Below are 26642 nucleotides of genomic sequence, written 5' to 3' on the forward strand. Positions count from 1 at the left end.
CGGTTCCAGGCCGAAAGTCCCGCACCGGCGGCCGAAAAGCACCACTAATCCGCCTCGTATGTGATGTATGCCCTGTGCGTCATGTCACCGGGGCGCAAGATCCATCACCCCCGAATGTGACGCCGACTACGCTCTCGGCCATGGATCCCGCGGCCATTGGCGTCCGTATCGCGTCCGGTGTCGTCACCCCGCTGATCAAGAAGCTCTTCGTACGGCCAGGACCCGGCGCCGGCCTGGTGGCGGAACCCGTACGGATCGACGCCCTGGTGTCCTTCCGGGGCGAGCGGCGCGACCTCGCCGAGCAGGACGTGCGCCGCCTCGTCACCGCCCTGGTCCGCCAGGCCGTCCGCACCGGCGAGCGCCCCCTCCCCCACGACGAGGAAGAAGCCGTCGGCCACGCCCTGACCCGGACGCTGCTCGCCCTCGGCACCCTCACGCTCACCGACGTGGAGGCGGTGTCCCTCGGCCACGAGGAGCTGGCGGCCCGGCTGCACCGGGCGGGCGGGGACCCGACCCGGGACCTCTCGGCCGACGCCACCCACCTCTACCACCGCCTCCTCGACACGGCCTGCCTGCACGTCCTGAACTTCTTCACCCAGCGGTCCGCGTTCGTCGCCCGCACTCTCGTCGAGCAGAGCCGCCGCCAGGCGGAACTCATCGCCAAGGTCGACGAGCTGATCGCCAGGGACCCCCTCCCCGGCGCACGGGACGTGGCCTTCGAGCAGCGCTACCTCGCGTACATCGCGAAGAAGCACGGCAAACTCACGATCTTCGGCATCGACCTCGCCGACTCACCCGGCAAGTGGCCCCTGGACGCGGCCTATCTGAGCCTGACGGCCACCGCACACGGACGGCACCTGGGCGACGTCCGGGTCGACGACGACTGGCTCCAGGTCTTCGAGGCCCGGCTCGACCCGACGCCCCGCCCCGCCGACGAGGCCCTCGCCACCCACGACCGGGTGCTCCTGCGCGGCGAGGCGGGCTCCGGCAAGACCACTCTGATCCAGTGGCTCGCCGTCTGTGCGGCCCGCCCGGACCTCGGCGAGAACGCCGCGCGCATGGGCTACCTCCACGACCGCGTCCCCTTCGTCCTGCCCCTGCGCACCCTCACCCGCCACGGCGAGCGCCTCCCCGCCCCCAAGGACTTCCTGACCGCCGTCGGCTCCCCGCTCGCGGGCACGCAGCCCGACGGCTGGGAGGCCCGCGTCCTCACCGACGCCCGCGCCCTGGTCCTGGTCGACGGCATCGACGAGGTCCCCGACGCCGAACGCGCCCGCACCCGCGCGTGGCTCGCCGACCTGATCGAGGCCTACCCCGGCAACCGCTGGCTGGTGACGTCCCGGCCCTCCGCCGTACGGGAGGACTGGCTCACCGACGAGGACTTCACCGAGCTGACCCTCGCGCCGATGAGCGGGGCGGACGTGACGGCGTTCATCCGGCGCTGGCACACGGCGGCGGCCACGGGCGCGCCGGACGAGGACCAGGCCCTGCGCGCGTACGAGGCCCAGCTCCTCGAAGCCGTGCGCACCAAGCCCGACCTCGGCCTGCTCGCCACCAACCCGCTGATGTGCGGCCTCGTCTGCGCCCTGCACCGCGACCGCCGCGGCTTCCTCCCCCTCGGCCGCAAGGACCTCTACACGGCCGCCCTGTCCATGCTCCTGATCCGCCGCGACCGCGAACGCCACATGGCCGTCCCCGAACTCCGCGAGGAGCCCCAGCTCCAGCTCCTCCAACGCCTCGCCTACTGGCTCATCCGCAACGGCCGCACGGCCATGGACCGCACCCGCGCCGTCACGATCATCGGCGACGCCCTGCCCGCTGTCCCCGAACTCGCCGCCCTCGGCGACGCGGAGGCCGTCTACACCCACTTCCTCCACCGCAGCGGCCTCCTCCGCGAACCCGGCCCGGGGACGGTCGAGTTCGTGCACCGCACCTTCCAGGACTTCCTGGGCGCGCGGGCGGCGGTCGAGGAGGGCGACTTCGGGGTCCTCGCCGGGCACGCGGCCGACGACCAGTGGGAGGACGTCATCCGGATGGCGGTGGCGCAGGCACGGCCTCGGGAACGGGCGGAGCTGTTGGGGGACCTGCTCGCGCGGGGCGATTCCTACGCCGCCGACTCGCCCGCCCGCACGCGGGCGCACCTGCTCGCCGCGGCCTGCCTGGAGCACGCGGCGGAGCTGGCGCCCGCGGTGCGGGGGGAGGTGGAGCGGAGGACGGCTGAGCTGATTCCGCCACGGACGCCTGACAGCGCGCGGGCGTTGGGGGCAGTGGGGCCGATGGTGCTCGATCTGCTGCCGAGCCTTGCCGATCTGAACGACGACGAGGCGCGGAATGCGGCGATCGCGGCGACCCACATCCACTCGGACGCGGCGATCCCCCTCCTCACCCGGTACGCGGACGACCCCCGCGACGGCGTACGCAGGCAGCTGATGTGGGGCTGGAGCCGCTTCGACTGCCGGTCGTACGCGGACGGGGTGATCAGCAAGCTCGACGACGGCCGGACGAACTTCACGCTCACCACGGACGAGCAGGTCGAAGAGCTCCTCAGGCTCGGCCTGCACCCCAAGCTCCTGGATGTCCGTAGGTCGGTGTCACCCGAGGCCGTGTCCCCCCTGCTCGTGGCGTGCGAACCCACCTATCTGGTGCTCTCGTGCTCGCTCACCCGCCTCTCGCCGGCGGCACGGCACGCGTTGCGCCACCTCAAAACGCTGGGCCTGTCCATCGACGGCCTCGCCGACGTGCCTCCCGGGCTGTCGCTGCCCGGCGTCACGGAGCTGATGCTCTATCCGGCCGGAAGGGACGCGGAGCTCGGCGACGTGGAATGGGTCCCGGCATGCTTTCCCCACCTTCAGCGCATGCACGTCCCCACCTCCTGGGCAGACCAGGCCAGGGCGCTGCCCCCACACCTGACGTTGTTCTCCTACTGACCCCGAACACCCGCCCCACCCCCACACGTTCGGATGACCCACCCCCGATCCCCCTCCCGCACCCCACCCCCCGAGCGACCCTCGACCTCATGTGCCCCCACCTCATGCGCAAGGACACCGACACCATGGCTTCCGCCCCACCGGACCCCGCCCCGTCGGCGTACGACGACTTACTCACGCAGGCCTGCGACAGCGTCACCGCCGCGCACACGCGGGCCCAGCGGGCCGTGAACGCCGAGCTGGTGCAGGCGTACTGGCGGATCGGCAGGCTCCTCCTGGCCCAGCAGGACCGGGACCAGGACCGGGACACCGGCCTCGTGACGCGGTTCGCCGCCGATCTGCGGGCGGCCCATCCGACCCAACGCGGCTTCTCCCGGCGGAACCTGACGCACATGCGCAAGCTGGCCCGCGTCTGGCCGGGCCAGATCGCGCGGCGGCCCGTCGCCCAGCTCCCGTGGGGCCACGTCGTCGTCCTGATGGAGCGCCTGGAGACCCGTGCGGAGCTGGAGTTCTACGCCGCCGAGGCGGTCCGGCACGGCTGGTCGCGGGCCGACCTGGACCGGGCGATCCGCGAGCACAGGCACCGCGCGTGGGCGGCGGCCGCCCCGCCGGACCTGGACGTGAGGCTCCCGGAGGGCTCGCCCGCGCACGCGGAGCTGGCCGGGGACCCGTTCCGCCTGGACTTCCTACGGCTCGACGGACACGGGCACGGTGTCGACGCGGCGGGGCCGGGGCACCGCTGAGCCGCCGACGTGCGCGCCGTGGCGGGCCACCGCGAGCACGGTCTCCCGCAGCCGCTCGACGTACAGCCGCATGTTCTTGGCCGCGAGGTCGGTGTCCGGGTAGCGGGCGGCGAACCGCAGGCCCTCGTGGAGTCGGTTGACCCAGGCACACGCCTTGTCCCCGTACGAGACCCTGACCAGGCCGTACGCCTTCAGCTCGGCCCAGCGCGCGGAGCCGACGATGCCCCGGGCGTCGACGAACGAGACGATCGAGTACAGGTCGGGCGAGGTCGGCCGGAACTCCGAGCCGAGCAGCCGCAGCACCCGGGCGATGGGCATGCGCGCCAGTGACCTGTTGGCGCGCAGCTCTCCGCGCACACAGTGCAGGGCACTCTCGAAGTCACGCGCCCGCGCGGCGGGCACCTCGATGGGCGCGCCCCCGACGTACCACCCCACGGAGTCGAGCCACTGCGACTTCACGCGGGTGTGGAACGGCACGATCGTGCGGTAGACGGGCTGCCCGCTGATCTCGTGGGCGATGAGGCTCGTGGCGGCGAGGACGCCGACGAGGGTCCCGCCGAAGGGACGGCAGTACGCCTCGAACGCGGCGGCGTCGTCCGCGTCCACCAGCTTCTCCTCCATGAGTTTCTGGGTGGGCATCGGGGCGGCCGGATCGAGGCCGGGATCGACGGGGAATTCCGGCAGCTTTCCCCCGCACCGTTTGATGAATTCCCGCCAGCGGTCGACGATCGCGTGCGTTCCGTCGATACGGTCCGCGTCCGCGCGCTCGCTCTCGCAGAAGTCGATGTAACTGCTGATCGGCGTCCGCTCCACGGTGCGGCCTTCCAGACCGGCCGCGTAAAGCTCATGGATCTCGGCGGGGATCCGCTGGAGGGAGTACGAGTCGACATTGCTGTGGTCGAACGCCAGGTACACGCTCGTGCAGTCCTGCCGCACCACCGCCGTGTAGAGGAAGTTCGGCCAGTTCAACGCGTCCGCGACCACGTCGAAACGGTCCTGGAGACGCTGGATCAGGTCGTCCGCGTCGGGGAAGTCGCCGACCACTTCGCGGCGCAGCGACACCGCTTCGGCGGCGAAGGTGAACCGGCGCATTTCCTCACCGACCCAGCGGAATCCGCTGCGCAGCGTCTCATGCCGGAGCGTCCAGTTCCGCAGGGCGTCCTGGAGCACGTCGAGGTCGACGGCCCCCGGAACGTCGAAGGCCGTGCCGAGCCAGGTCGGTACGAAGAGACCGTCCTCGCGCACGGACCGCGCGGTCCTGACGTGGGACTCCTGGACGTACGCCGGTGGCCGGGAGTCGTCCGGCAGCTCGGCCGCCCGGTCGACCGTCGCCGGGTCGAGGGTCCATTCGACGAGCCGTCCGGGGCGTACCTCGCAGCGCTGGAGGTCGGTCATGCGCACTGGGCGTCTCCGTTCATCGGGCGTGGGGGGTTCGGGAACGCACCCTCTGGGCCCAGCGGGGGCGCGCCCTTGGGGCCCAACGAGATCGCCCACCGCCGGGAAACGCCGGACTGTGGAAGCCGTGGAGAGGAAGGGGGGAGGTCATGGGAAAAGGGGCTGCCCCGGACCGATTCCTCGGTCCGGGGCAGCCCCCGCGGCGCGCCCTGTGCGGGCTACGCCTCCTTGCTCAGGTTCGGCCCGCCGCTGCCGGCGGACTCGATCGGCGGCACGTCCGGGAGCGCCGCCTTCTCCTCGCCGCGGAAGGTGAACGTGGCGTTGTCGCCCTCGCCCTCCGTGTCGACGACCACGATGTGGCCGGGGCGCAGCTCACCGAAGAGGATCTTCTCGGAGAGCGTGTCCTCGACCTCGCGCTGGATGGTGCGGCGCAGCGGCCGGGCACCCAGGACGGGGTCGTACCCCTTCTTGGCGAGGAGCTCCTTCGCGGACTGGGAGAGCTCGAGGCCCATGTCCCGATCCTTCAGGCGCTCGTCCACCTTGCTGATCATGAGGTCGACGATCTGGAGGATGTCGTCCTGGCTCAGCTGCGGGAAGACGACGACGTCGTCCACGCGGTTGAGGAACTCGGGCCGGAAGTGCTGCTTCAGCTCGTCCGAGACCTTGTTCTTCATGCGCTCGTAGTTGGACTTCGTGTCGCCCTGGGCGGCGAAGCCCAGGTTGAAGCCCTTGGAGATGTCCCGGGTGCCGAGGTTGGTCGTCATGATGATGACCGTGTTCTTGAAGTCCACGACCCGGCCCTGGGAGTCGGTCAGGCGACCGTCCTCCAGGATCTGGAGCAGCGAGTTGAAGATGTCCGGGTGGGCCTTCTCGACCTCGTCGAAGAGGACGACGGAGAACGGCTTGCGGCGGACCTTCTCGGTCAGCTGGCCGCCCTCTTCGTAACCCACGTATCCGGGCGGGGAACCGAAGAGTCGCGACACCGTGTGCTTCTCGCTGAACTCCGACATGTCGAGGGAGATCAGCGCGTCCTCGTCACCGAAGAGGAACTCGGCGAGCGCCTTGGACAGCTCGGTCTTACCGACACCGGACGGGCCCGCGAAGATGAACGACCCACCGGGGCGCTTGGGGTCCTTCAGACCCGCTCGCGTACGCCGGATCGCCTTCGAGAGCGCCTTGACGGCGTCCTTCTGGCCGATGACGCGCTTGTGCAGCTCGTCCTCCATGCGCAGCAGACGGGAGGACTCCTCCTCCGTCAGCTTGAAGACCGGAATGCCGGTCGCCGTCGCGAGGACCTCGGCGATCAGCTCGCCGTCGACCTCGGCCACGACGTCCATGTCGCCGGCCTTCCACTCCTTCTCGCGCTTGGCCTTGGCGGCGAGGAGCTGCTTCTCCTTGTCGCGCAGGGACGCGGCCTTCTCGAAGTCCTGGGAGTCGATCGCCGACTCCTTGTCCCGGCGCACGCCCGCGATCTTCTCGTCGAACTCGCGGAGGTCCGGCGGCGCGGTCATCCGGCGGATGCGCATCCGGGAACCGGCCTCGTCGATCAGGTCGATCGCCTTGTCCGGCAGGAAGCGGTCCGAGATGTACCGGTCGGCCAGGGTGGCGGCCTGCACGAGGGCCTCGTCCGTGATCGAGACACGGTGGTGGGCCTCGTAGCGGTCGCGCAGACCCTTGAGGATCTCGATGGTGTGCGGCAGCGACGGCTCCGCGACCTGGATGGGCTGGAAGCGGCGCTCGAGGGCCGCGTCCTTCTCCAGGTGCTTGCGGTACTCGTCGAGCGTGGTGGCACCGATGGTCTGGAGCTCACCGCGGGCCAGCATCGGCTTCAGGATGGAAGCCGCGTCGATGGCGCCCTCGGCGGCACCCGCACCCACGAGCGTGTGCAGCTCGTCGATGAACAGGATGATGTCGCCGCGGGTGCGGATCTCCTTGAGGACCTTCTTCAGGCGCTCCTCGAAGTCACCGCGGTAGCGCGAGCCTGCGACCAGGGCACCGAGGTCCAGGGTGTAGAGGTGCTTGTCCTTGAGGGTCTCGGGCACCTCGCCCTTGACGATGGCCTGGGCGAGGCCCTCGACGACGGCGGTCTTGCCGACGCCGGGCTCACCGATCAGGACCGGGTTGTTCTTCGTACGGCGGGACAGCACCTGCATGACCCGCTCGATCTCCTTCTCGCGCCCGATGACCGGGTCGAGCTTGGACTCACGAGCGGCCTGGGTGAGGTTCCGGCCGAACTGGTCGAGGACCAGGGACGTGGAGGGCGTGCCCTCGGCAGGACCGCCGGCGGTGGCGGTCTCCTTGCCCTGGTATCCGGAGAGCAGCTGGATGACCTGCTGCCGCACCCGGTTGAGATCGGCGCCCAGCTTGACCAGGACCTGGGCGGCGACGCCCTCGCCCTCACGGATCAGGCCGAGCAGGATGTGCTCCGTGCCGATGTAGTTGTGGCCCAGCTGAAGGGCCTCGCGGAGCGAGAGCTCCAGGACCTTCTTGGCACGGGGGGTGAAGGGGATGTGGCCGGACGGGGCCTGCTGCCCCTGCCCGATGATCTCCTCCACCTGCTGGCGGACCGCCTCGAGCGAAATCCCGAGGCTCTCCAGGGCCTTAGCGGCGACACCCTCACCCTCATGGATCAGGCCCAGGAGGATGTGCTCGGTGCCGATGTAGTTGTGGTTGAGCATCCGGGCTTCTTCCTGAGCCAGGACGACAACCCGCCGCGCGCGGTCGGTGAACCTCTCGAACATCGTTAATCGCTCCTCAGAGCGGTCAGGCAGTAAGGGGACGCTCCCCTCCCTGTCCTTCCGCAGCTTAGTCCCGCAAGCGGGGACCGCTCATTCCAACTGCCGACACCCGTCCGGATCACCCTCACTACCGTAGGGAACGGTTCCTGACTCCAACGCCGACACATGCTCCAACCTGATGGTGCGAGACGATGTTCCCGCAGGCCAAGCAGTTACCCTCGCCATCAGTACGCCGTTGGCGAACGTGAGACGCCTGAACGCTGCGTGTCGCCCCTCCCCACTAGGGATGTCTTACCCGTATGCACTGACACTCCATGCGGCGCGCACCGGTTCCCTCCGCTACGGGCGAACACCCTTGCGCCGCGAAGTACGCCATCACGCCCCCTTTTCAGCGACCGTACGCACCCGAGTCGACACCGAGCGTGACGCGAGCCGTAACTCCCGCGCGCCCCGCGCTGTTGCTCCGGACATGGCCCTCAGCGTTCCTCACCCCAGACCGCCGGCCGACCGGCGTGCGGCGCCGGATACCGCGAGGCGGCGGGTGCCGCGCCAGTGGGACGCGGCGGCGGCCGGTCTCTGGGATCCGGCGGCGGTGCGGTGCTGGTACGAGAACGGGCTCGGCTGGGCCGTGGCTCCGGGGCCGGACGTCCGGCTCGTCACGGGGCTGCGTTTCGACGTACTGGAAATGCCCGCTCAGGCTGGTTTCGCGGCGCTGCGGCAGCTGGGCCCGAAGGCGCCCGTGGCCCTGCACGGGGAGACGATGCGGCTCCTGGTGGCCGCGGGCAGCGCGGACGAGCTGCCGGGGCTGCTCGACTGGCTGGAGTGGGGGGACATCCCCCTGGACCTCAGGGCGATCGGCGCGGGCGGCCTGATCGACGCGCCCACTCCGCCCGGCGCGGTCGGCCCTTCGGGGGCCGCCGTCTGGCTGCGGCCCCCCGAGCCCGGCCACGAGGTGGAGAGAACCCTGCCGTCACTGACGGCCCTGCCCGCCCTGGCGCCGAGCACCGCTCTGGCTGCGGACGGCAGCGGAACCGACCCCCATTCCGGCTCCGCCGCGGGCTCCGATCTCGTACGGCTCGTGGACACGGCGGCCACTGCCTGCCACCGGGTCCGGCTGCGACGTGCGAGCAGTCAGCCGTTGGCCTTGTCGTAGGCCTCGCGGATGGACGCGGGGACGCGGCCGCGGTCGTTGACCTCGAAGCCGTTGTCCTTCGCCCAGGCGCGGATCGCCGCCGTGTCCTGGTTGCCGCCGCCCACGGAGGCGGCGCGCGCCTTGCCACGGCCGCTGGCACGGCCGCCGGTGCGACGCCCGCCCTTGAGGTAGGGCTCAAGGAGACCGCGGAGCTTGTCCGCATTGGCGGTGGTGAGATCGATCTCGTACGACTTGCCGTCCAGCGCAAACGTCACGGTCTCGTCCGCCTCGCCGCCGTCGAGGTCATCGACAAGAAGGACCTGAACCTTCTGTGCCACCGGATTTCCTTTCATCGATAACTTCAGGGCCGGACCATGCGGGGTGAGCCGCCGAATCGCCGCCCCCTGTTATATGCAGCACTGCAGTACGTCGGAAAGCAAACCGCTTTTCCCGGAAAAACACAAACCCCTGGGAGAGACCGGCTGCACGAGATCCCGGGAAACATGCGCGTTTCGGACATAGGGCACCGGGGCAGGTGACTGCCCGGAATACCTCCGTCACGATCACAGATGCAGAAGCATCCGGCTGTTGCCCAAGGTGTTCGGTTTCACTCGTTCGAGGCCCAGGAACTCGGCGACGCCCTCGTCATAGGAACGCAGCAGCTCGCTGTAGACATCTGTGTCCACGGTATCGACGGGCGTCTCGCCGATCTCCACGAAGCCGTGCTTGGCGAAGAAGTCGACTTCGAAGGTGAGGCAGAATACCCGCCGGACACCGAGCCAACGAGCGGTCCCAAGCAGCTTTCCGAGCAGCTGATGACCCACGCCCGCGCCCTTGACCTGTGGATTCACCGCGAGCGTCCGTACTTCGGCGAGGTCTTCCCACATCACGTGCAACGCGCCGCAGCCGACCACCGTCGCCCCATTGCCGTTGCCGTCCGCGCGTTCCGCGACCCAGAACTCCTGGATGTCCTCGTAAAGTGTGACGGTCGCTTTGTCGAGCAGGACCCCCCGGCGGACGTACGAGTCCAGCAGGTCCCGGACGGCCGGCACATCGGCGGTGCGGGCTCTGCGCACCGAGACCGCATTTGCCGGGAGCGGGCCGGGCGCCCCGAGTTCGCCGGGCGCAGGGGGGAGTTCGTCGGGCTGTGCTGGCATGAGCGGACGCTATCGTTCGGGCCCCGGACCGGGGCCGCCGGGGTTCTCCGGTCCTTCCGCCCCGCCTTCGTCCGCTTCGGCCTTGCGATCCGCTTCGCCTTCCCTGCGAACCGCGTCGCCTTCCACCATGCGAACCGCCTCGCTGAGCGCTTCCCGCTGCGAGGGCGACATCATGCCGAAGAAGGCGACGAGAGCCGCCGCCGGGTTGTCACTCTGCGACCAGGCGTCGTTCATCAGTGCGGCGGCATACGCGGCCCGCGTGGAGACCGCCTCATATCGATAGGCCCGGCCTTCCGCTTCGCGGCGCACCCAGCCCTTCTGATGGAGATTGTCCAAAACGGTCATGACCGTCGTGTAGGCGATGGACCGTTCCTGCTGAAGGTCTTCCAGGACTTCTCGAACGGTCACGGGGCGGTTCCACTTCCACACCCGTGTCATCACTGCGTCTTCGAGTTCTCCCAAGGGGCGAGGCACAGCTGAACAATAGTGGGCGAGGCCCCTAATGGCGTGATGGACGTGGCATAACGGTCGTTTCCCCAACAAAAAGGGTGTACGACTCGTGGGGAGTCGTACGCCGGGGCGGCGCCCCGCGCCTCATCGGGGCGCGGGGACTCGGGGGCCGCGGGGTGGCGGTCGCTCAGGCGTCGCTGGTCTTCGTGGTCTGCCGGACGGCCTCGGTGCGGGCGATCGCCGCGTCGACGGCGGCGTCCTCCTTGGCCTTGTTGGCGCCGCCCTGGGTCTTGACGATCGTCACGATGAGGCCGACGAAGAACACGGCCATCACTACGGGGGGCACGAGCGCGGAGACGTAGTCCATGCCCCCCAGCGTAGCTAGCCCGCCGCGAGGCGCTGCGACGGGGCGGCGGGCGGGGCCGGACGTTTGGGCGGGAACACCTCGGCCGGTGTCGGCACGGGGCGGGGGCGCTCCTGCGGGGGCGCGGGGCGTTCGGCGGGGGGACCGGGGCGGGGCGCGGGCTTCTTCTCGTCCGCGGCGGCGCGGCCGCCCGGCAGGGCGAGGAGGCGGGTGCGGGACGGGGGGACGGTGGGGCGGGGGCTGAGCCGGGCCGTCCCGTCGACTGCGGCGACTGCGTCGGCCTCGTGGGCCTCGTGGGCCTCGTGGGTCGCGCGGGTCTCGGTGGTGGCTGCGGGCGTGGTCGCCGTCGTGGCCGGCGTCGACGCCGCGAGGCGGGCTCGTACGGCTCGTTCGGCGAGCACCCGGCAGCGGTCGAGGAGCGCGGCCGCGTGCGGGTTGCCGCGCAGGGCGCGCAGGGCCGCGAGGTCGTCCGCGCCCGGCCGGTACCCGGTCGCGAGCACGTCCTCCAGGAGTGCCAGGTACCCGGCCGCGGTGCCGGGCAGGGCCGCCCGGTAGCGCGCGAGGTCGGCCACGAGGAAGGCGCGCAGCCGGGCGCCCTCGCGCACCGCCTCGTCGATGTCGTCGGCGAGGCGCACGCAGTCCTGCACGGCCTGGTCGTCAAGGGCACGAACGGTGCTGGGGTGCAGGGCGTGGGCCAGCGCACGGCGGAGCACTCGCAGCTCCTGCGCACCGAAGGCCATGCCGCCCCGGGATCCGTATGGCGTGGGCATGGGGTGACGATACGCGCTGAGGGAACAAAATCCTCTTAACGGACACTTGGGCGTGGCCTGGGGGCCTTGGGGGACGAGGTGGGTGTCGGGGGCCGTGGGTGTCCCCCGCGGGTGGGACGGGGGCGCCGTCGGATCGGCGCTCCGCGCCTCGTCCTCAAGCGCCGGACGGGCTGACATCAGGCGGTCGTCCCCCGCAGGTGGGGCAGGGTGCCCTCGCTCGGCCTTCGGCCTCGTCCTCAAGCGCCGGACGGGCTGGAATCAGGCCGTCGCTCCCCTCGGGTGGAACCGGGCGCCCTCAGTCGGCCTTCGGAGCGCCGGACTGGCTGGGGCGGTGCGGCCGGTGGGCCGGGGGCGGTCCGTTCAGGTGGTCAGTCCGGGCGGCGGCGGGTTGTCGCGAAGGCCACTGCGCCTATTCCCAGGGCCCCTGCTGCCGCTGCCACGATCCAGAGGACGACGCCCGCCCCGGTGTCGGCCATGCGGTCCGTGGGGGCGGGTGAGGTCGGGGTCGAGGTCGGGGCCACCGTCGGGGTGCGGGGCGCCGTCGTCGCGGAAGTGGCCCCCGTCGCGGGGGTGGCCGTCGTCGCGGGGGTGACCGTTGCCGTGGGGGGCATCGTTGTCATGGGGGTCACCGTTGCCGTGGGCGGCGCGGGCCGGGGTGCCGACACCGAGATGACCGGGTCGGCCGTCGCCGTCGCCGTCGCCGGGGCACCCGTCAGTGACACCAGCGCGGCCGCCGCCACGACACCCAGGCGTGCCTTGCCCCTCATCCGCCCCACACTCTTCAGCCACCCGTACCAGACACCCGGTCAGAACCCCTCCAGCACAGACTCTTGGACGGGCGTCCTGGTTGTCTCGCGGACGCGAGAAGTTGGCGCCGAGGCGCCGCACCCGGCGGCGTGAAACGCGCGGTCAGCCGCGCGACACGTTCCGTTCGTAGACGAGGCGGAGCCCGATCAGCGTGAGCCACGGCTCGTGGTGGTCGATGACGGACGCCTCGCCGAGCACCATCGGCGCGAGCCCGCCCGTCGCGATCACCGTCACGTCCTCGGGGTCGGCGTCCGGCCCCGCGAGCTCGCGCGCCATCCGCCGTACGACGCCGTCGACCTGGCCCGCGAAGCCGTACACGATGCCCGCCTGCATGGCCTCCACGGTGTTCTTGCCGATGACGCTGCGCGGCCGGGCCAGCTCGATCTTGCGGAGCTGCGCGCCGCGCACGCCGAGGGCCTCCACGGAGATCTCGATGCCGGGGGCGATGACGCCGCCCGCGTACTCCCCGCGCGCGGACACCGCGTCGAACGTCGTCGCCGTACCGAAGTCCACGACGATCGCGGGGCCTCCGTAGAGCTCGACCGCGGCGACCGCGTTGATGATGCGGTCGGCGCCGACCTCCTTGGGGTTGTCCATGAGGATCGGGACGCCGGTCTTGATGCCGGGCTCCACGAGGACGGCGGGCACGTCTCCGTAGTAGCGCCGGGTGACCTCGCGGAGCTCGTGCAGGACGGACGGGACCGTCGCGCAGATCGCGATGCCGTCGATGCCGTCGCCGAGTTCGTCGCCGAGGAGCGGATGCGTGCCCATCAAACCCCGCAGGAGCACGGCGAGTTCGTCGGCGGTGCGGCGGGGGTCGGTGGAGATGCGCCAGTGCTCGACGACGTCCTCGCCGTCGAACAGGCCGAGGACGGTCTGCGTGTTGCCCACGTCGATGGTGAGCAGCATCAGCTGCTCACCTCTCCGGAGACCCGCGCTTCGCGGAGGTCGAGGCCGATGTCGAGGATCGGGGACGAGTGCGTGAGGGCGCCCACCGCGAGGAAGTCGACGCCCGTGCGCGCGTACGTCGCGGCGTTCTCCAGGGTGAGGCGGCCCGAGGACTCCAGGAGCGCGCGGCCGCCGACGAGGGCGACGGCCTCCTCCGTCTCGCCGGGCGTGAAGTTGTCCAGGAGGATCAGGTCGGCGCCCGCGTCCAGGACTTCGCGCAGCTGGTGCAGGGTGTCCACCTCGACCTCGACGGGCACGCCGGGGAACATCTCCCGTACGGCCTTGAAGGCCTGCGCGACGCCGCCCGCGGCGACCACGTGGTTGTCCTTGACGAGGGCCGCGTCCGCGAGCGACATGCGGTGGTTGACACCGCCGCCCGCGCGGACCGCGTACTTCTCCAGGGAGCGCAGGCCGGGGGTCGTCTTGCGGGTGTCGCGGACCTTGGCGCCGGTGCCCTTGAGGGCGTCCGCCCACGCGCGCGTGGCGGTGGCGATGCCCGACAGGCGGCACATCAGGTTGAGCGCGCTGCGCTCGGCCGTCAGCAGGTCGCGGGTGCGGGTGGTGACGCTCAGGAGCACGTCGCCGGCCTCCACGCGCTCGCCGTCCTCGAAGTGCCGCTCCACCTCGAACTCGTCCTCGCAGACGACGGAGAGGACGGCCTCGGCGACGCGCAGGCCCGCGACGGTGCCCGCCTGACGGGCGGTGAAGTCGCCGGTGGCCACGGCGTCCTCGGGGATGGTGGCGACCGTCGTGACGTCCACGGCGTCCGGCGAGAACTCCATGTCCTCGGCGATGGCGAGGTGCGCGATGTCCTCGACCTGCACGGGGTCGAGGCCCGCGTCCTCCAGCATCCGGGCGAGCGACGGGTCGAGGCCGCACTCCATCGCGTCGTGCGCCGCGTCGCCGCAGCCGCAGCCGTCGCCGCAGCCGCCGGTGCCTGCGGCGAGGGGGAGGTCGGTGGTGCTCACGGTCACTGCTCCTGGGTGCTGGGGAAACGGGCGTTGTCGGTGGTGCGGGTGGTGAGGGTCCGGTCGGCATTGAGGCGTACGACGATGTGGCGGCCCCACGCAGCGTCGTCGCGGTCCGCGTGGTCCTCGCGCCAGTGGCAGCCACGAGTCTCCTCGCGCTGCTGGGCCGCCGCCACCAGGACGCGGGCGACGCACAGGAGGTTGGTGGTCTCCCAGGCGTCCACGCCGGGCTCGGCGGTCTTGCCGTCCTCGGCGAGCGCGCCCGCCGCGTCCGCGTGCACGGCGGCGAGCCGGTCGGCGGCCGCGGCGAGGGACGCGGCGGAGCGCAGGACTCCGGCGCCCTCGGTCATCACCCGCTGGACGGTGAAGCGGGCCTCCGGGGGCAGCAGGGGGTGGGCGGGCCGCTGCGGGGTCACCGGATCGACGGCCGCGCGCGCGTGGAGGGTGCCGTCGGCGTGCCGGGCGGCGATGTCGTCCGCGATGCGCTCGGCGTAGACCAGGCCTTCAAGGAGGGAGTTGGAGGCGAGCCGGTTCGCGCCGTGCACGCCGGTGCAGGCGACCTCGCCGCACGCGTACAGGCCCGCCACGGTGGTGCGGCCGTGCGGGTCGGTGCGGACGCCGCCGGAGGCGTAGTGGGCGGCCGGGGCGACCGGGATGGGCTCCGTGACGGGGTCGATGCCGTGGCTGCGGCAGGCCGCCAGAATCGTCGGGAAGCGCTTCGCCCACATGTCGGCGCCGAAGTGGCGGCCGTCCAAGTACATGTGCGTGGCGCCCTGTTCCAGCATGCGGCGCGTGATGGCCTTGGCGACGATGTCGCGCGGCGCCAGCTCGGCGAGCTCGTGGGCGCCCACCATGAAGCGCACGCCGTCCGCGTCCACGAGGTGGGCGCCCTCGCCGCGCACCGCCTCGGAGACGAGCGGCTGCTGGCCCTCCGCGTCGGCGCCCAGGAACAGCACGGTCGGGTGGAACTGCACGAACTCCAGGTCGGACACCTCGGCACCCGCGCGCAGGGCGAGCGCGACGCCGTCGCCGGTGGACACGGACGGGTTGGTGGTCGCGGCGAAGACCTGGCCCATGCCGCCGGTGGCGAGCACCACGGCGGGCGCCCGGACGGCGCCCACGCCGTCGTGCTGGCCCTCCCCCATGACGTGCAGGGTCACCCCGGCCGCGTGCCCTTCGGCGTCCGTCAGGAGGTCGAGTACCAGGGCGTTCTCGACCGTCCGCATGCCTCGTGCGCGGACCGCCTCGACGAGGGCGCGCGAGACCTCCGCGCCGGTCGCGTCGCCGCCCGCGTGCGTGATGCGGCGGCGGTGGTGGCCGCCCTCGCGGGTGAGCGCGAGGCCGCCGTCGGCCGACTCGTCGAACCGGGCGCCGGTCGCGATCAGCCGGCGTACGGCGTCGGGGCCCTCGGTGACCAGGACGCGCACCGCCTCCTCGTCGCACAGGCCCACGCCTGCCACGAGGGTGTCCTCCAGGTGCTGCTCGGGTGTGTCGCCCTCGCCGAGTGCCGCCGCGATGCCGCCCTGCGCCCAGCGCGTGGAGCCGTCGTCGAGGCGCGCCTTGGTGACGACGACGGTCTTCAGACCGGCTGCCTCACAGCGCAGCGCCGCGGTCAGACCGGCCACTCCGGAGCCGACGACCACGACGTCGGCGTCGAGCGACCAGCCGGGCGCGGGGGCGTGCAGGCGTATGCCGGTGGCACTCATACGGGGGCTCCGATCCGGGTCGGGCGGATGGTCGGGCGGAGGGCGGTGGTGCCGCACGGGCGCGCGCTCGTGCGGGGGCTGGTGCACGGGCTCATGCCGGGTCTCCGAACGTCAGCGGGATGTTGTCGATCAGGCGGGTCGTGCCGACCTTGGCGGCGACGGCCAGGATCGCCTCGCCCCGGTGGCCGGGGGTGATCTCCTGGAAGTCGGCCGGGTCGACGAGCGCCAGGTAGTCCAGGACGAGCGGGGGTCGCAGCCGCCCGGCCTCGTCGAGGACCTGCCGGGCGGCGGCGCGGATCGCGTCGGGGCCCGCGGGACCCGCGGGGACGGCCTGGGCGACGGCGTGCGCGTCGGCGGCGGCGCGGGCCTCGCCCAGCGCGTTGAGGCCGTCCACGCGCGCGTGGGTGGCGGGCGCGAGGACGGCCCGTGCGCGCAGCGCCTCCTGTGCGGCGTGCCGGTCGCGGCCCGCGAACAGGGCGCGGGACAGCGCGAGGGCGGTGCGGCGCTCCTCCGGCGACAGGTAGCGGTTGCGGCTGGAGCGGGCGAGGCCGTCGTCCTCGCGGACCGTGGGCACGCCGACGATCTCCACGTCGAAGTTCAGGTCCCGCACCATGCGTCGGATCACGGCGAGCTGCTGGGCGTCCTTCTGGCCGAACAGCGCCACGTCGGGCGCGGTCAGGTGCAGCAGCTTGGCGACGACGGTGAGCACGCCGTCGAAGTGCCCGGGGCGCGTGGCCCCTTCCAGGACGGTGCCCATGGGGCCCGCGGTGACCCGGACCTGCGGCTCGCCGCCGGGGTAGACCTCGTCCACGGCGGGGGCGAACACGACGTCCGCACCGGCCTGGGACGCGGTCTTGATGTCGGCTTCGAGGGTGCGCGGATAGCGGTCCAGGTCCTCGCCCGCGCCGAACTGCAGCGGGTTCACGAAGACCGTGACGACGACCTCCCCGGCGGGTCCCGCCGCCTGCCGTGCCGTGCGGACCAGCGTGGCGTGGCCCTCGTGCAGGGCGCCCATGGTCATGACGACGACGCGACGCCCGGTGCGGGGGCGGGCGCGGAGGTCCGCGGCGGTGTGCAGGAGGGTGGTGTCGCGGGGGGTTTCCGGGGTGGTGGGGGTGCCCTGGGGCGTCTGGGGCGCTTGGGGCGCCTCCTGGGATGCAGGGAGCTTCTGAGACACCTTCTGGGGCTTCTGAGGCAGCTTCTGGGGCGTCTGGGGTGCCTGGGGTGTCTCCTGGGGCGCCTGATGTGTCTGCGGCACCCGGGGCACCTGAGGCTCAGTCTCCTCGCTCATCGGTCCCCTCCGTCCGGGCCGTCCGGGCCGTCCGAACCAGCCGAACCAGCCGAACCGCCCGACCCGCCCGACCCGTCGCCGCGGAACCCTTCGGTGCCACGCGGCCCTCCATGGCCCCCCGCCCCGTTCACCCCGCCCGCGAGCACCCCGAGCAGGTCCTCGGCGAGTTCCGGCTTGAGGAGGCCGTGGGCGAGGGCGCGGTCGGCGGTCGCGCGGGCCATCGCCAGATACCCGGCGACGGTCTGCGGCGCGTGCTTGCGCAACTCGGCGACGTGCGCGGCGACCGTGCCCGCGTCCCCGCGCGCGACGGGCCCCGTCAGGGCCGCGTCACCGGAGCGCAGGGCGTTGTCGAGGGCCGCGCCGAGCAGCGGGCCGAGCATGCGGTCCGGGGCCTCGACGCCCGCGTCCCGCAACAGCTCCATGGACTCGGCGACCAGTGTGACCAGGTGGTTCGAGCCGAGCGCGAGCGCCGCGTGGTAGAGCGGGCGGGCCTCCTCGGCGATCCACTCGGGCTCGCCGCCCATCTCGATGACCAGGGCCTCCGCGGCGAGCCGCAACTCGTCGGGGGCGGTCACGCCGAAGGAGCATCCGGCGAGGCGCTGCACGTCCACGGGGGTGCCGGTGAACGTCATCGCCGGGTGCAGCGCGAGGGGCAGGCCGCCGGCGCGCAGGGCCGGTTCGAGCACCTTCGCTCCGTACCGCCCGGAGGTGTGCACCACAAGCTGTCCCGGGCGCACCGCACCCGTCTCGGCGAGGCCCTCGACCAGGCCGGGAAGGGTGTCGTCCGGCACGGTGAGCAGGACGAGGTCGGCGCGCTCGAGGACCTGGGCGGGCGAGACGAGCGGGACGTCGGGCAGCATGGCGGCGGCGCGCCGCACGGAGCTGTCGGACACCCCGGAGGCGGCGACCGGGTGGTGCCCGGCGAGCTGGAGCGCCGCCGCGAGCGCCGGTCCTACGCGACCCGCTCCGACGACGCCCACGGTGAGCCGCGCGGGGCGGTCCCTGGGGTCCGATCGGGGCTCGGGACGCTGGTCCGGCCGGTGGGATGCGTTCACGCGATGAGGCCTTCCGTTCCAGTCCGCTCGGGGTACCGGACGATTTCTCGTCATGCTAACGCTATCCGTCGGCGGGGCGCCGTCGGCTGTCCACAGGCTGTGGGCATTCGTACGACCGCGCGCGATGATCTGTGGATGACCGCATACGACAGGCCGGACGCCACCACCGAGCCGGACGAGTCTGCCGAACGGCGCGCGTCCGCCACCCCGGACGAGCCCTCCGAACGCGACGAGCCCGCCGAGCCGGACGGCCGCGCGCGCCGGATCGCCGCCGCCCGCAGCGCGAAACGCCTCCTGACCCGCTCCCCGATGACCGTGTCCCTGGCCGAACGCGTCACGGCCCTGGCCGAGGGCGTCGCCGACGTCACGGACCCGGACCGGGTGAGCGACCTGTACGGCGACGGGGTGGTCGCCGACCTGGAGGACGAGGTCGCGCGGCTGCTCGGCAAGGAGGACGCCGTCTTCTTCCCCACCGGCACGATGGCCCAGCAGATCGCGCTGCGCTGCTGGGCGGGTCGTACGGGCAACGCGACCGTGGCCCTGCACCCGCGTTCGCACCCGGAGGTGCACGAGGCGGGCGCCCTCTCCGTGGTGAGCGGTCTGCGCACCGTGCACCCCACGGACGAGCCGCGCTGCCCCACGGCGGACGAAGTGCGCGACTTCGACGAGCCGTTCGGGACGCTGATGCTCGAACTGCCGCTCCGGGAGGCCGGTTTCGTCCTGCCCAGCTGGCAGGAGCTGACGGACGTGGTGGCGGCGGCGCGCGAACGGGACGCCGTCGTGCACCTCGACGGGGCGCGGCTGTGGGAGTGCACCCCGCACTTCGGCCGCCCGCTGCCAAAGATCGCGGCGCTCGCGGACAGCGTGTACGTGTCGTTCTACAAGTCGCTCGAAGGCATCGCGGGCGCCGCGCTGGCCGGGCCGCGGACGCTGACCGACGAGGCGCGCGCCTGGCGGCACCGGTACGGCGGCCTGATGTTCCAGCAGTCCCCGACCGCCGTGTCGGCCCTGCTCGGCCTCAAGCACGTCCTGCCGCGCCTGCCGGAATACGTCGCCCACGCGCGCGTGGTCGCGGACGCGCTGCGCGAGGGGTTCGCGACCTCCCGGGTGCCCTGGTCACGGGTGCACCCCGACCCGCCGCACACGCACCAGTTCCAGGTCTGGCTGCCGTACGGGCCCGACGTCCTGAACGAGGCGGCGCTCACGCAGGCCGAGGAGACCGGAACCCAGCTGTTCTGGCGCTGGTTCCCGGAAGGACCGCCGGGCCTGTCCGTCACGGAGGTCACCGTGACCGGACCGGGCCTGGCGTGGACACCCGACGACGTCAGGGCAGCGGTCGCGGAGTTCGTGCGCCGGCTCCCCTGACCCCGCGCAGCATCCGCCCGAGCGCGGCCCGGAAGCGTCCGCGCGCGGGACGTTCGTGCACGACGGCGTGGAAGCGCCCGTAGTCGCGCACTTCCCGCACGACCTGCCAGTCGCACACACCGGGCGCGGGCGGCGTCCGCTCTCCGAGCTGGGCGGCGCGGTAGCTGTCGAGGAGGTACTGCTGGGTGACGCTCATGGCGTAGACCTTTCGTAAGAAATGGTACTTAACAGGCGCGAGGGTGGGCGAGCGAGGACGAGGTGGCGGAGAAGCGGACGACGGGAGGGGGTCTTGGAGCCCGTCCGGCGATTGAGGACGAGCGCGAAGCGCGACAGACAGCGACACGGGCCGACGGTCAGCCGCACAGGCCGGCGGCCGGGTCAGGCCACGCCAGGGGCGACACCATCGGCGCCCGGAGCGACCCGCCGGTTCACGGCGACAACCCCACCCTGCGCCCGGCCGACCGGCCACGTCGCGTCGATTGACGCCAGTCGTCAATCGGCACCGGCGTTGCCAGTGGCCCGGTGCACCATGGGGTCATGAGCGTGAGCATCGACATCACCGGCCTGACGCCGGAGCGCGTCCATGTCGTGCCCTCGCCCCTCGCAGAGCTGGGCATGGCACTGCACGCGCTGTCCGAGCCCGGTCACCACCCGGGGCTGCAGGGCTGGGCGACGGCCGTCTCCACGCGCCTGGACCCGTGCCTCGCGGACCGCATGTGCGAGGCGGACTTCCTGTGGCGTACGACGTTCTCGGACGTCTTCGCTCCGTTCGCCGGTATCCCCGGCAAGACCACGCTCCCCGGCGCCACCCTCGCCGAGGAGCTCGACCTCCTGGACAAGCTCACGGACCAGCAGTTCGTGGACGCGGCCCTGGAGTTCACCTGCCAGCTGGCGTACGACACCCAGCGGGCGACGGACCCGCTGAACGACCCGGAGACGCGCCGCCACGCCCTGGAGCTCGCCGCGGCCCGCGGTGACCACCAGGTGCGGTTCACCCAGCGCCTCCTGGACGACCCACCCGCCGTGCGGGCCTGGTTCCGGCAGCTGATGGAGGACTGCGACGAGGCGTTCTTCGCGGACACCTGGTCGCGGGTCAGCCACCAGCTCGCGGCGGACGCCCGGCACAAGACGGACCTGCTGCGCCGCAAGGGCCTCGGCGAGGCGCTGAACGCCATCTCCGGAGCGGTGACCCTGGACGAGGCGGCCCGCAGGATCACCATCGACAAGATGGCCGTGGGCCACACGAGGACGGGCGAGGGCGGCCTGGTCCTGGTGCCGACCAGCCTCGGCTGGCCGCATCTGATGGTCCTGCACCGGTTCGGCTGGCAGTCCTCCATCACGTATCCGGTGAACTCACCGGGGCTCGCCGCCCCCGCCTCCGTGGAGCAGCTCACGCGCCGCATGGCGGCCCTGTCCCACCCAGTCCGGATGCGCCTGTGCCGTCACCTGGCCCGCGGGTCGTACACCACGGGAGAGCTGGCCGACGCGCACGGCATGACGGCCCCGGAGATATCCCGGCACCTGAGCGTCCTGAAGAAGGCCGAGCTGATCACCACCCGCCGCCGCGGGCGGTACGTGCAGCACCAGCTCGACCTGGGGGTGGTCTCCCGCCTCGGCAGCGAGTTCATCGAGGGCGTCCTGCGCTGACGCGGCCGCGCGGCACACCGCCCCCGCACGCGGTCGGCCCGTCCCGTGAGCCGGAGGCGGGCTCGGCCCGGCTCCGCGACCAGGTGCGGGGTTCAGCCCGTCCCGCCGCCCGCCCGCACCAGCCCCGTCTCGTAGGCGAGCACCACCACCTGCACCCGGTCGCGCAGGCCGAGCTTGGTCAGGATGCGGCCCACGTGCGTCTTCACGGTCGCCTCGGACAGCACGAGGCGCGCCGCGATCTCGCCGTTCGAGAGGCCCTGGGCGACCAGCACCATGACCTCGCGCTCGCGCTCGGTGAGACGCCCCAGCTCCCTGTGGTGCGGCTCGCTTCCGGTGCCCGGCAGCATCGGCGCGAAGCGGTCGAGCAGTCGCCGCGTCGTGGACGGCGCGACGACCGCGTCGCCGCTGTGCACGGCCCGGATGGCGGCGAGCAGTTCGGCGGGCGGCACGTCCTTGAGCATGAAGCCGGAAGCGCCCGCCTTCAGCCCCGAGAAGGCGTACTCGTCGAGGTCGAAGGTGGTCAGGATCAGCACCTTCGGCGGTTCGGCGGCGGCGCAGATGCGCCGCGTCGTCTCCACGCCGTCCAGCTTCGGCATCCGGACGTCCATCAGGACCACGTCGACCGCCGTGGAGCGCAGTTGCTGCAGCGCCTCGACGCCGTCGCCGGCCTCCGCGACGACCTCCATGTCCGGCTGCGCGGCGAGCACCATCCGGAACCCGGTGCGCAGCAGCACCTGGTCGTCGACGAGCATCACGCGGATCGACATCAAGGAGTCCCTTCACGGCCTTCGTGCTCGGCCTTCGTGCGTGGCCTTCATGGCTGGGTCGTACGTCCATCATCGCGGACGGTGCCGGGGCTGGGTGCGGCGGCTGCGCGGGGCACGCCCCGCGCACGCACGGCATGCGCGGCGGCACGTCACTGACAGGTGTCAGTGTGCGGGCTTCAGTGGCAGCAGAGCGCTGATGCGAAAACCGCCGCCCGGACGCGGGCCCGCGTCCAGAGTGCCGCCGACCATGCCGACGCGCTCGCGCATGCCGATCAGGCCGTGGCCGCTGCCGTCGGCGCCGCCGTCCTCGTACAGCTCGTGCGGGGCGCCCTTGCCGTCGTCCTCGACGAGCAGCCCCAGGCCGTCGTCGAAGTAGACGAGCCGGACGCTCGCCCCGGCGTTCTCGCCGCCGTGCTTGCGGGTGTTGGTCAGCGCCTCCTGGACGATGCGGTACGCGGTGAGCTCGACGCCGCTGGGCAGCGGGCGCGGGGTGCCCTCCACCCGGAAGTCGACCGGCAGGCCCGCGCCGCGCACCTGCTCTATCAACTCGTCGAGCTGTTCCACGTCGGGCTGCGGGACGTACTCACCGCTCTCCTCGGGCTCCCCGGTGCGCAGCACGCCGAGCAGCCTGCGCATCTCCGCCAGGGCCTGGCGGCCGGTGCCCGAGATGGTGGCGAGGGCCTGCTTGGCCTGTTCGGGCGCGGCGTCGAGGACGTACGCGGCGCCGTCGGCCTGCACCACCATCACGGAGACGTTGTGCGCGACGACGTCGTGCAGCTCCCGGGCGATGCGGGCGCGCTCGGCGGCGACCGCGACCTTGGACTGCGCCTCGCGCTCCTTCTCCAGCCGGTCCGCGCGCTCCTCCAGCTGGGCCAGATAGGCACGGCGGGTGCGGATCGAGTCGCCGAGCACCCAGGCGAGCGCGAACGGCACCACCATGAAGACCATGAACAGGAGGTTGCCCCAGACCCCCGACGAGCTCTCCGGCCAGCGCAGCTGCGACAGCGGAGCCGCCGCGAGCCCCCCGGCGAGGGCGAACCGCGAGGCCCACTGCGGGCCGTCCGCCGCCGCCGTGTAGATGATCACGAGCATCGCGAAGTTGGCCGGGCCCGGCTCCACGTCGAAGAGCATCTGCAGGACACCGATCCCGGCGGCGAGCAGCAGCATCCGGTCGGTCCACCGGCGCCGCAGCGCCACGACCAGGCACAGACCGATGATGACCGGTATCGACGCGAGGGCCGGGTCGCGGCCGTCGGCCTCCGCGACGGCCACCGCGCCAAGCCCGGAGATCCCGAACAGGACGAACGCCCAGAAGGCGTCGACTCCCGTCGGGTGTCTGCGGAGAAAGTCATAGAGGCGCTGCACGTAACCCAGCGTAGGCAACCCGTCGGGCCCCTCGGGTCAACCGGAGGTGCGATCCGTGCGGCCGCCTCGTACTCCCCAAGGTGGAGGCCCGCATACCCTTCTCGCTGTGACGAATGAGGCACGGGGAGCGCCGCGAGCGCCAGCCGGCGCGCCGCGCGCCTGGCGGGAAGCCATGGAGGAGGCGCTGTACGGCCCGGAGGGCTTCTACCGGCGCCCGGAGGGACCCGCGGGCCACTTCCGCACCTCCGTGCACGCCTCGCCCCTGTTCGCGGACGCCGTGGCCCGGCTCCTGTGCCGCGTCGACGCCGCGCTCGGGCACCCCGGGGAGCTCGCGTTCGTGGACATGGGCGCGGGCCGCGGCGAGCTGACGGCGGGCGTCCTCGCGGCGCTGCCCACGGACGTGGCGGCACGTACGCGCGCGTACGCGGTGGAGCGCGCCGAGCGCCCAGAAGACCTCGACCCGGCCATCGAGTGGCGCGCCGAGCCCCCGGCAGGCGTGACCGGACTGCTCTTCGCCAACGAGTGGCTCGACAACGTCCCCCTGGACGTGGCCGAGCGGGCCCCCGACGGCGCGGTGCGCCAGGTCCTCGTGCACGCCGACGGCACCGAGGAGCTCGGCGGCCCGGTGGCAGGACCGGACGCCGCGTGGCTGGCGCGCTGGTGGCCGCTCGGCCCGGAGACGGGTGTGCGCGCGGAGATCGGCCGCCCCCGGGACGAGGCGTGGTCGGCGGCCCTCGCGACCCTCACGCGCGGCCTCGCGGTCGCCGTCGACTACGCCCACAGCCGCGCCGACCGACCGCCCTTCGGTACGTTGACGGGCTTCCGCGCGGGCCGTGAGGAGCCGCCCGTACCGGACGGCAGCCGCGACATCACCGCGCACGTCGCCCTGGACGCCTGCGCCCTGCCCGACGCCCTGCTGCTCACCCAGCGGGCCGCCCTGCGCGCCCTGGGGATCTCCGGCGACCGCCCGCCCCTGGCCCTCGCGTCCAGCGACCCGGGCGGCTACGTACGGGCTCTCGCCCGCGCCGGAGAGGCCGCGGAGCTGACGGCCACGGGCGGACTCGGCGACTTCGGCTGGCTGGCACAGCCGGTCGACATGTCCCTGCGGGACGTACTCGCGCCCTGAAGCCGCCGACTACTTGTCGATGTCGCCGACCACGAAGAACAGCGACCCCAGGATCGCCACCATGTCGGCGACGAGCTGCCCCGGCAGGAGTTCCGCGAGCGCCTGGATGTTGTTGTACGAGGCCGAGCGCAGCTTCAGCCGGTACGGAGTCTTCTCGCCCTTGGACACCAGGTAGTAGCCGTTGATGCCGAGGGGGTTCTCGGTCCAGGCGTACGTGTGGCCCTCGGGGGCCTTGAGGACCTTCGGCAGCCGCTGGTTGATCGGGCCCTGGGGGAGGTCGACGAGGCGGTCCAGGCAGGCGTCCGCGAGGTCGAGGGCGTTGTGGGTCTGCTCCAGGAGGCACTCGAAGCGGGCCAGGCAGTCGCCCTCCTCACGGGTCACCACCTTCAGGACGTCGCCGAGCTCGCCGTACGCGAGATACGGCTCGTCGCGGCGCAGGTCGAAGTCCACTCCGGAGGCGCGGGCGATGGGACCGCTCACTCCGTAGGCGTGCACCGCCTCTCCGGAGAGCACGCCCACACCGCGGGTGCGGCCCCGGAAGATCTCGTTGCCGAGCACGAGCCGGTCGTACACGTCCATGCGCGACCGCACCGAGGCGACGGCCGCCCGCGCGCGCGTGGTCCAGCCCGCGGGCAGGTCCTCCTTGAGGCCGCCGACCCGGTTGAACATGTAGTGCATGCGCCCGCCGGAGATCTCCTCCATGACGTTCTGCAGCTCTTCGCGCTCCCGGAAGGCGTAGAAGACCGGCGTGATGCCGCCCAGCTCCAGCGGGTACGAGCCGAGGAACATCAGGTGGTTCAGGACCCGGTTCAGCTCCGCGAGGAGCGTGCGCGTCCACACCGCGCGCTCGGGCACCTCCATGCCGAGCATCCGCTCGACGGCCATGACCACGCCCAGCTCGTTCGAGAACGCCGACAGCCAGTCGTGGCGGTTGGCCAGCATCACGATCTGCCGGTAGTCGCGCGCCTCGAACAGCTTCTCCGCGCCGCGGTGCATGTAGCCGATGACCGGCTCCGCGCGCTCGATCCGCTCGCCGTCGAGGACGAGCCGCAGGCGCAGCACGCCGTGCGTGGACGGGTGCTGGGGGCCGATGTTGAGCACCATGTCGGTGCTCTCGGCGGCACCGCCGATGCCGAACGTGGTCTCGGCGGTTTCCGTCGTCCGCGGCGGCCGCGTGCTGTGCGTGTGCTCCGTCGTGGGGCTCATGCCCCCCAGTCTGTCGTACGCCCGCCGCGGCGCCACGGTCAGATCCCGTACGCCCGCCACAGCCGCTGCGGGCGGATCCCGTACGCCTGACCGCACCTCTGTCGGATCCCGTACGTAGGCTTGGGGCATGGAGACCGGGACGGGGTCGGGGCCAGGGGGAGCCACGGGGGAGCGCGACGCGCCGCCCGTGTGGACCGGGCTGCCGCGCGGAGTGCTGACCATGCGCCGGATGCTGCTCGTGGTGTGGCTGGTGCCGATCGGCGTGGCGCTCGGCGTGCTGCTCGGTCTGTTCGCCGGGCCCGGGTGGGCGGCCTTCGCGGCGCTGCCGCTCGGCCTCACGGCCTGGGGCTGGGTGCTGCTCGGGCGCAACTGGCGCTCGTGGCGGTACGCCGAGCGGGCCGACGACCTCCTCATCAGCCGGGGCGTGCTGTGGCGCGAGGAGACGATCGTGCCGTACGGCCGCATGCAGCTCGTCGAGGTCACGTCCGGCCCCGTGGAGCGGTACTTCGGCCTGGCCGGCGTCCAGCTGCACACGGCCGCGGCCGCCACGGACGCCCGCATCCCCGGCCTCGACCCCCAGGAGGCCGAGCGCCTGCGCGACCGCCTCACGGAGCTCGGCGAGGCCCGATCGGCGGGGCTGTGAGCGGGGCGCGGGAGCGGGAGCAGGGCGATGCGCGGGGGCCTGGGCAGGAGCCGTCGCCCGCCGAGACCGCCG

24 protein-coding genes are annotated in these 26642 nt (G+C 72.5%); 8 read left to right on the top strand and 16 right to left on the bottom strand.

Features of this window, described 5'->3' with window-relative positions:
- Nucleotides 1–140 precede the first annotated feature (140 nt).
- Both QUY26_RS16795 and QUY26_RS16800 read left to right on the top strand, forming a co-directional pair.
- A complete protein-coding gene (locus tag QUY26_RS16795; protein WP_289947438.1) occupies nt 141–2927 on the top strand; it encodes an NACHT domain-containing protein in 2787 nt (928 codons plus the stop codon).
- An 89-nt stretch (nt 2928–3016) separates the two neighbouring features.
- Nucleotides 3017–3670, top strand: a complete 654-nt coding sequence (locus QUY26_RS16800; protein ID WP_289947440.1) for a DUF1016 N-terminal domain-containing protein — start codon at nt 3017–3019, stop codon at nt 3668–3670.
- Here the strand turns inward: QUY26_RS16800 and QUY26_RS16805 are convergent.
- Nucleotides 3614–5071 carry a condensation domain-containing protein gene (locus tag QUY26_RS16805; protein WP_289947441.1) on the bottom strand — a complete coding sequence of 486 codons (1458 nt, stop codon included), beginning with the start codon at nt 5069–5071 and terminating at the stop codon, nt 3614–3616. The genes QUY26_RS16800 and QUY26_RS16805 overlap by 57 nt on opposite strands.
- 212 nt (nt 5072–5283) lie before the next feature.
- Nucleotides 5284–7806, bottom strand: coding sequence for an ATP-dependent Clp protease ATP-binding subunit (locus QUY26_RS16810; protein WP_289947442.1), 2523 nt, complete (start codon nt 7804–7806; stop codon nt 5284–5286).
- Nucleotides 7807–8272: 466 nt separating this feature from the next.
- Between QUY26_RS16810 and QUY26_RS16815 the strand changes: the two genes are divergently transcribed.
- Nucleotides 8273–8956, top strand: a complete 684-nt coding sequence (locus QUY26_RS16815; RefSeq protein ID WP_289947443.1) for an SCO3374 family protein — start codon at nt 8273–8275, stop codon at nt 8954–8956.
- Here the strand turns inward: QUY26_RS16815 and QUY26_RS16820 are convergent.
- The 5 genes from QUY26_RS16820 to QUY26_RS16840 all read right to left on the bottom strand — a co-directional run bounded on the left by QUY26_RS16820 (nt 8935) and on the right by QUY26_RS16840 (nt 11676).
- A complete protein-coding gene (locus QUY26_RS16820) occupies nt 8935–9273 on the bottom strand; it encodes a histone-like nucleoid-structuring protein Lsr2 (RefSeq protein WP_289947445.1) in 339 nt (112 codons plus the stop codon). The two genes, QUY26_RS16815 and QUY26_RS16820, sit on opposite strands and share 22 nt — an antisense overlap.
- 225 nt (nt 9274–9498) lie before the next feature.
- A complete protein-coding gene (locus tag QUY26_RS16825) occupies nt 9499–10092 on the bottom strand; it encodes an amino-acid N-acetyltransferase (protein ID WP_289947448.1) in 594 nt (197 codons plus the stop codon).
- Nucleotides 10093–10101: 9 nt separating this feature from the next.
- Complete coding sequence (locus QUY26_RS16830) at nt 10102–10566, bottom strand: BlaI/MecI/CopY family transcriptional regulator (protein WP_289947450.1); 465 nt, start codon at nt 10564–10566, stop codon at nt 10102–10104.
- Between the two features lie 163 nt (nt 10567–10729).
- Nucleotides 10730–10909, bottom strand: coding sequence for a hypothetical protein (locus tag QUY26_RS16835; RefSeq protein WP_030361024.1), 180 nt, complete (start codon nt 10907–10909; stop codon nt 10730–10732).
- Nucleotides 10910–10923: 14 nt separating this feature from the next.
- A complete protein-coding gene (locus QUY26_RS16840; RefSeq protein ID WP_289947454.1) occupies nt 10924–11676 on the bottom strand; it encodes a hypothetical protein in 753 nt (250 codons plus the stop codon).
- 474 nt (nt 11677–12150) lie between these two features.
- Here QUY26_RS16840 and QUY26_RS16845 point away from each other — a divergent pair, with 474 nt between their 5' ends.
- Entirely contained in the window at nt 12151–12576 is a 426-nt protein-coding gene (locus tag QUY26_RS16845) for a hypothetical protein (RefSeq protein WP_289947455.1), read from the top strand.
- 9 nt (nt 12577–12585) lie between these two features.
- Here the strand turns inward: QUY26_RS16845 and QUY26_RS16850 are convergent, their stop codons facing one another.
- The 5 genes from QUY26_RS16850 to QUY26_RS16870 form a co-directional block, all read right to left on the bottom strand.
- The gene (locus QUY26_RS16850) at nt 12586–13392 is read right to left on the bottom strand and encodes a type III pantothenate kinase (protein WP_289947459.1); all 807 of its coding nucleotides are present in this window, start codon (nt 13390–13392) and stop codon (nt 12586–12588) included.
- Nucleotides 13392–14399, bottom strand: a complete 1008-nt coding sequence (nadC, locus tag QUY26_RS16855; RefSeq protein ID WP_289947461.1) for a carboxylating nicotinate-nucleotide diphosphorylase — start codon at nt 14397–14399, stop codon at nt 13392–13394. Before nadC ends, QUY26_RS16850 begins: the two co-directional genes overlap by 1 nt.
- Nucleotides 14400–14401: 2 nt before the next feature.
- The gene (locus QUY26_RS16860; protein WP_289947463.1) at nt 14402–16105 is read right to left on the bottom strand and encodes an L-aspartate oxidase; all 1704 of its coding nucleotides are present in this window, start codon (nt 16103–16105) and stop codon (nt 14402–14404) included.
- A 91-nt stretch (nt 16106–16196) separates the two neighbouring features.
- Nucleotides 16197–17183 (bottom strand): pantoate--beta-alanine ligase, encoded by a 987-nt coding sequence (panC, locus tag QUY26_RS16865; protein WP_289955769.1) that lies wholly within the window; start codon nt 17181–17183, stop codon nt 16197–16199.
- A 209-nt stretch (nt 17184–17392) separates the two neighbouring features.
- Nucleotides 17393–18451, bottom strand: coding sequence for a Rossmann-like and DUF2520 domain-containing protein (locus tag QUY26_RS16870; RefSeq protein WP_354670691.1), 1059 nt, complete (start codon nt 18449–18451; stop codon nt 17393–17395).
- Nucleotides 18452–18586: 135 nt separating this feature from the next.
- Here QUY26_RS16870 and QUY26_RS16875 point away from each other — a divergent pair, with 135 nt between their 5' ends.
- Entirely contained in the window at nt 18587–19816 is a 1230-nt protein-coding gene (locus QUY26_RS16875; protein ID WP_289947466.1) for a threonine aldolase family protein, read from the top strand.
- Here QUY26_RS16875 and QUY26_RS16880 read toward each other — a convergent pair.
- On the bottom strand, nt 19776–20012 hold the full coding sequence (locus QUY26_RS16880; RefSeq protein WP_289947468.1) for a hypothetical protein: 237 nt from the start codon (nt 20010–20012) through the stop codon (nt 19776–19778). The two genes, QUY26_RS16875 and QUY26_RS16880, sit on opposite strands and share 41 nt — an antisense overlap.
- Nucleotides 20013–20353: 341 nt before the next feature.
- On the opposite strand from QUY26_RS16880, the gene QUY26_RS16885 reads away from it, so the two are divergent.
- Complete coding sequence (locus QUY26_RS16885) at nt 20354–21463, top strand: DUF5937 family protein (RefSeq protein WP_289947469.1); 1110 nt, start codon at nt 20354–20356, stop codon at nt 21461–21463.
- Nucleotides 21464–21555: 92 nt separating this feature from the next.
- Here QUY26_RS16885 and QUY26_RS16890 read toward each other — a convergent pair whose 3' ends face one another.
- Both QUY26_RS16890 and QUY26_RS16895 read right to left on the bottom strand, forming a co-directional pair.
- Nucleotides 21556–22230 (bottom strand): response regulator transcription factor, encoded by a 675-nt coding sequence (locus QUY26_RS16890; RefSeq protein ID WP_289947471.1) that lies wholly within the window; start codon nt 22228–22230, stop codon nt 21556–21558.
- A 162-nt stretch (nt 22231–22392) separates the two neighbouring features.
- Entirely contained in the window at nt 22393–23595 is a 1203-nt protein-coding gene (locus QUY26_RS16895) for a sensor histidine kinase (RefSeq protein WP_289947475.1), read from the bottom strand.
- A 172-nt stretch (nt 23596–23767) separates the two neighbouring features.
- Between QUY26_RS16895 and QUY26_RS16900 the strand changes: the two genes are divergently transcribed.
- Nucleotides 23768–24721 carry an SAM-dependent methyltransferase gene (locus QUY26_RS16900; RefSeq protein ID WP_289947477.1) on the top strand — a complete coding sequence of 318 codons (954 nt, stop codon included), beginning with the start codon at nt 23768–23770 and terminating at the stop codon, nt 24719–24721.
- 9 nt (nt 24722–24730) lie between these two features.
- Here QUY26_RS16900 and QUY26_RS16905 read toward each other — a convergent pair whose 3' ends face one another.
- The gene (locus tag QUY26_RS16905) at nt 24731–25927 is read right to left on the bottom strand and encodes an NADH-quinone oxidoreductase subunit D (RefSeq protein WP_289947481.1); all 1197 of its coding nucleotides are present in this window, start codon (nt 25925–25927) and stop codon (nt 24731–24733) included.
- Nucleotides 25928–26054: 127 nt separating this feature from the next.
- Here QUY26_RS16905 and QUY26_RS16910 point away from each other — a divergent pair, with 127 nt between their 5' ends.
- Nucleotides 26055–26570, top strand: coding sequence for a PH domain-containing protein (locus QUY26_RS16910; RefSeq protein WP_289947483.1), 516 nt, complete (start codon nt 26055–26057; stop codon nt 26568–26570).
- Nucleotides 26571–26642 lie beyond the last annotated feature (72 nt).

It is taken from the genome of Streptomyces flavofungini (genome assembly GCF_030388665.1).
GTDB classification, from domain to species: domain Bacteria; phylum Actinomycetota; class Actinomycetes; order Streptomycetales; family Streptomycetaceae; genus Streptomyces; species Streptomyces flavofungini_A.

Bases quoted from the DNA above. Each gene is read 5' to 3' on its own strand.
- QUY26_RS16890 (WP_289947471.1), bottom strand. From the start codon at position 22,230: ATGTCGATCCGCGTGATGCTCGTCGACGACCAGGTGCTGCTGCGCACC.
- QUY26_RS16880 (WP_289947468.1), bottom strand. From the start codon at position 20,012: ATGAGCGTCACCCAGCAGTACCTCCTCGACAGCTACCGCGCCGCCCAG.
- QUY26_RS16875 (WP_289947466.1), top strand. From the start codon at position 18,587: ATGACCGCATACGACAGGCCGGACGCCACCACCGAGCCGGACGAGTCT.
- QUY26_RS16810 (WP_289947442.1), bottom strand. From the start codon at position 7,806: ATGTTCGAGAGGTTCACCGACCGCGCGCGGCGGGTTGTCGTCCTGGCT.
- QUY26_RS16910 (WP_289947483.1), top strand. From the start codon at position 26,055: ATGGAGACCGGGACGGGGTCGGGGCCAGGGGGAGCCACGGGGGAGCGC.
- QUY26_RS16840 (WP_289947454.1), bottom strand. From the start codon at position 11,676: ATGCCCACGCCATACGGATCCCGGGGCGGCATGGCCTTCGGTGCGCAG.
- QUY26_RS16835 (WP_030361024.1), bottom strand. From the start codon at position 10,909: ATGGACTACGTCTCCGCGCTCGTGCCCCCCGTAGTGATGGCCGTGTTC.
- QUY26_RS16795 (WP_289947438.1), top strand. From the start codon at position 141: ATGGATCCCGCGGCCATTGGCGTCCGTATCGCGTCCGGTGTCGTCACC.
- QUY26_RS16900 (WP_289947477.1), top strand. From the start codon at position 23,768: ATGGAGGAGGCGCTGTACGGCCCGGAGGGCTTCTACCGGCGCCCGGAG.
- QUY26_RS16800 (WP_289947440.1), top strand. From the start codon at position 3,017: ATGTGCCCCCACCTCATGCGCAAGGACACCGACACCATGGCTTCCGCC.
- QUY26_RS16845 (WP_289947455.1), top strand. From the start codon at position 12,151: ATGCGGTCCGTGGGGGCGGGTGAGGTCGGGGTCGAGGTCGGGGCCACC.
- QUY26_RS16825 (WP_289947448.1), bottom strand. From the start codon at position 10,092: ATGCCAGCACAGCCCGACGAACTCCCCCCTGCGCCCGGCGAACTCGGG.
- QUY26_RS16850 (WP_289947459.1), bottom strand. From the start codon at position 13,392: ATGCTGCTCACCATCGACGTGGGCAACACGCAGACCGTCCTCGGCCTG.
- QUY26_RS16885 (WP_289947469.1), top strand. From the start codon at position 20,354: ATGAGCGTGAGCATCGACATCACCGGCCTGACGCCGGAGCGCGTCCAT.
- QUY26_RS16905 (WP_289947481.1), bottom strand. From the start codon at position 25,927: ATGAGCCCCACGACGGAGCACACGCACAGCACGCGGCCGCCGCGGACG.
- QUY26_RS16815 (WP_289947443.1), top strand. From the start codon at position 8,273: ATGGCCCTCAGCGTTCCTCACCCCAGACCGCCGGCCGACCGGCGTGCG.
- QUY26_RS16860 (WP_289947463.1), bottom strand. From the start codon at position 16,105: ATGAGTGCCACCGGCATACGCCTGCACGCCCCCGCGCCCGGCTGGTCG.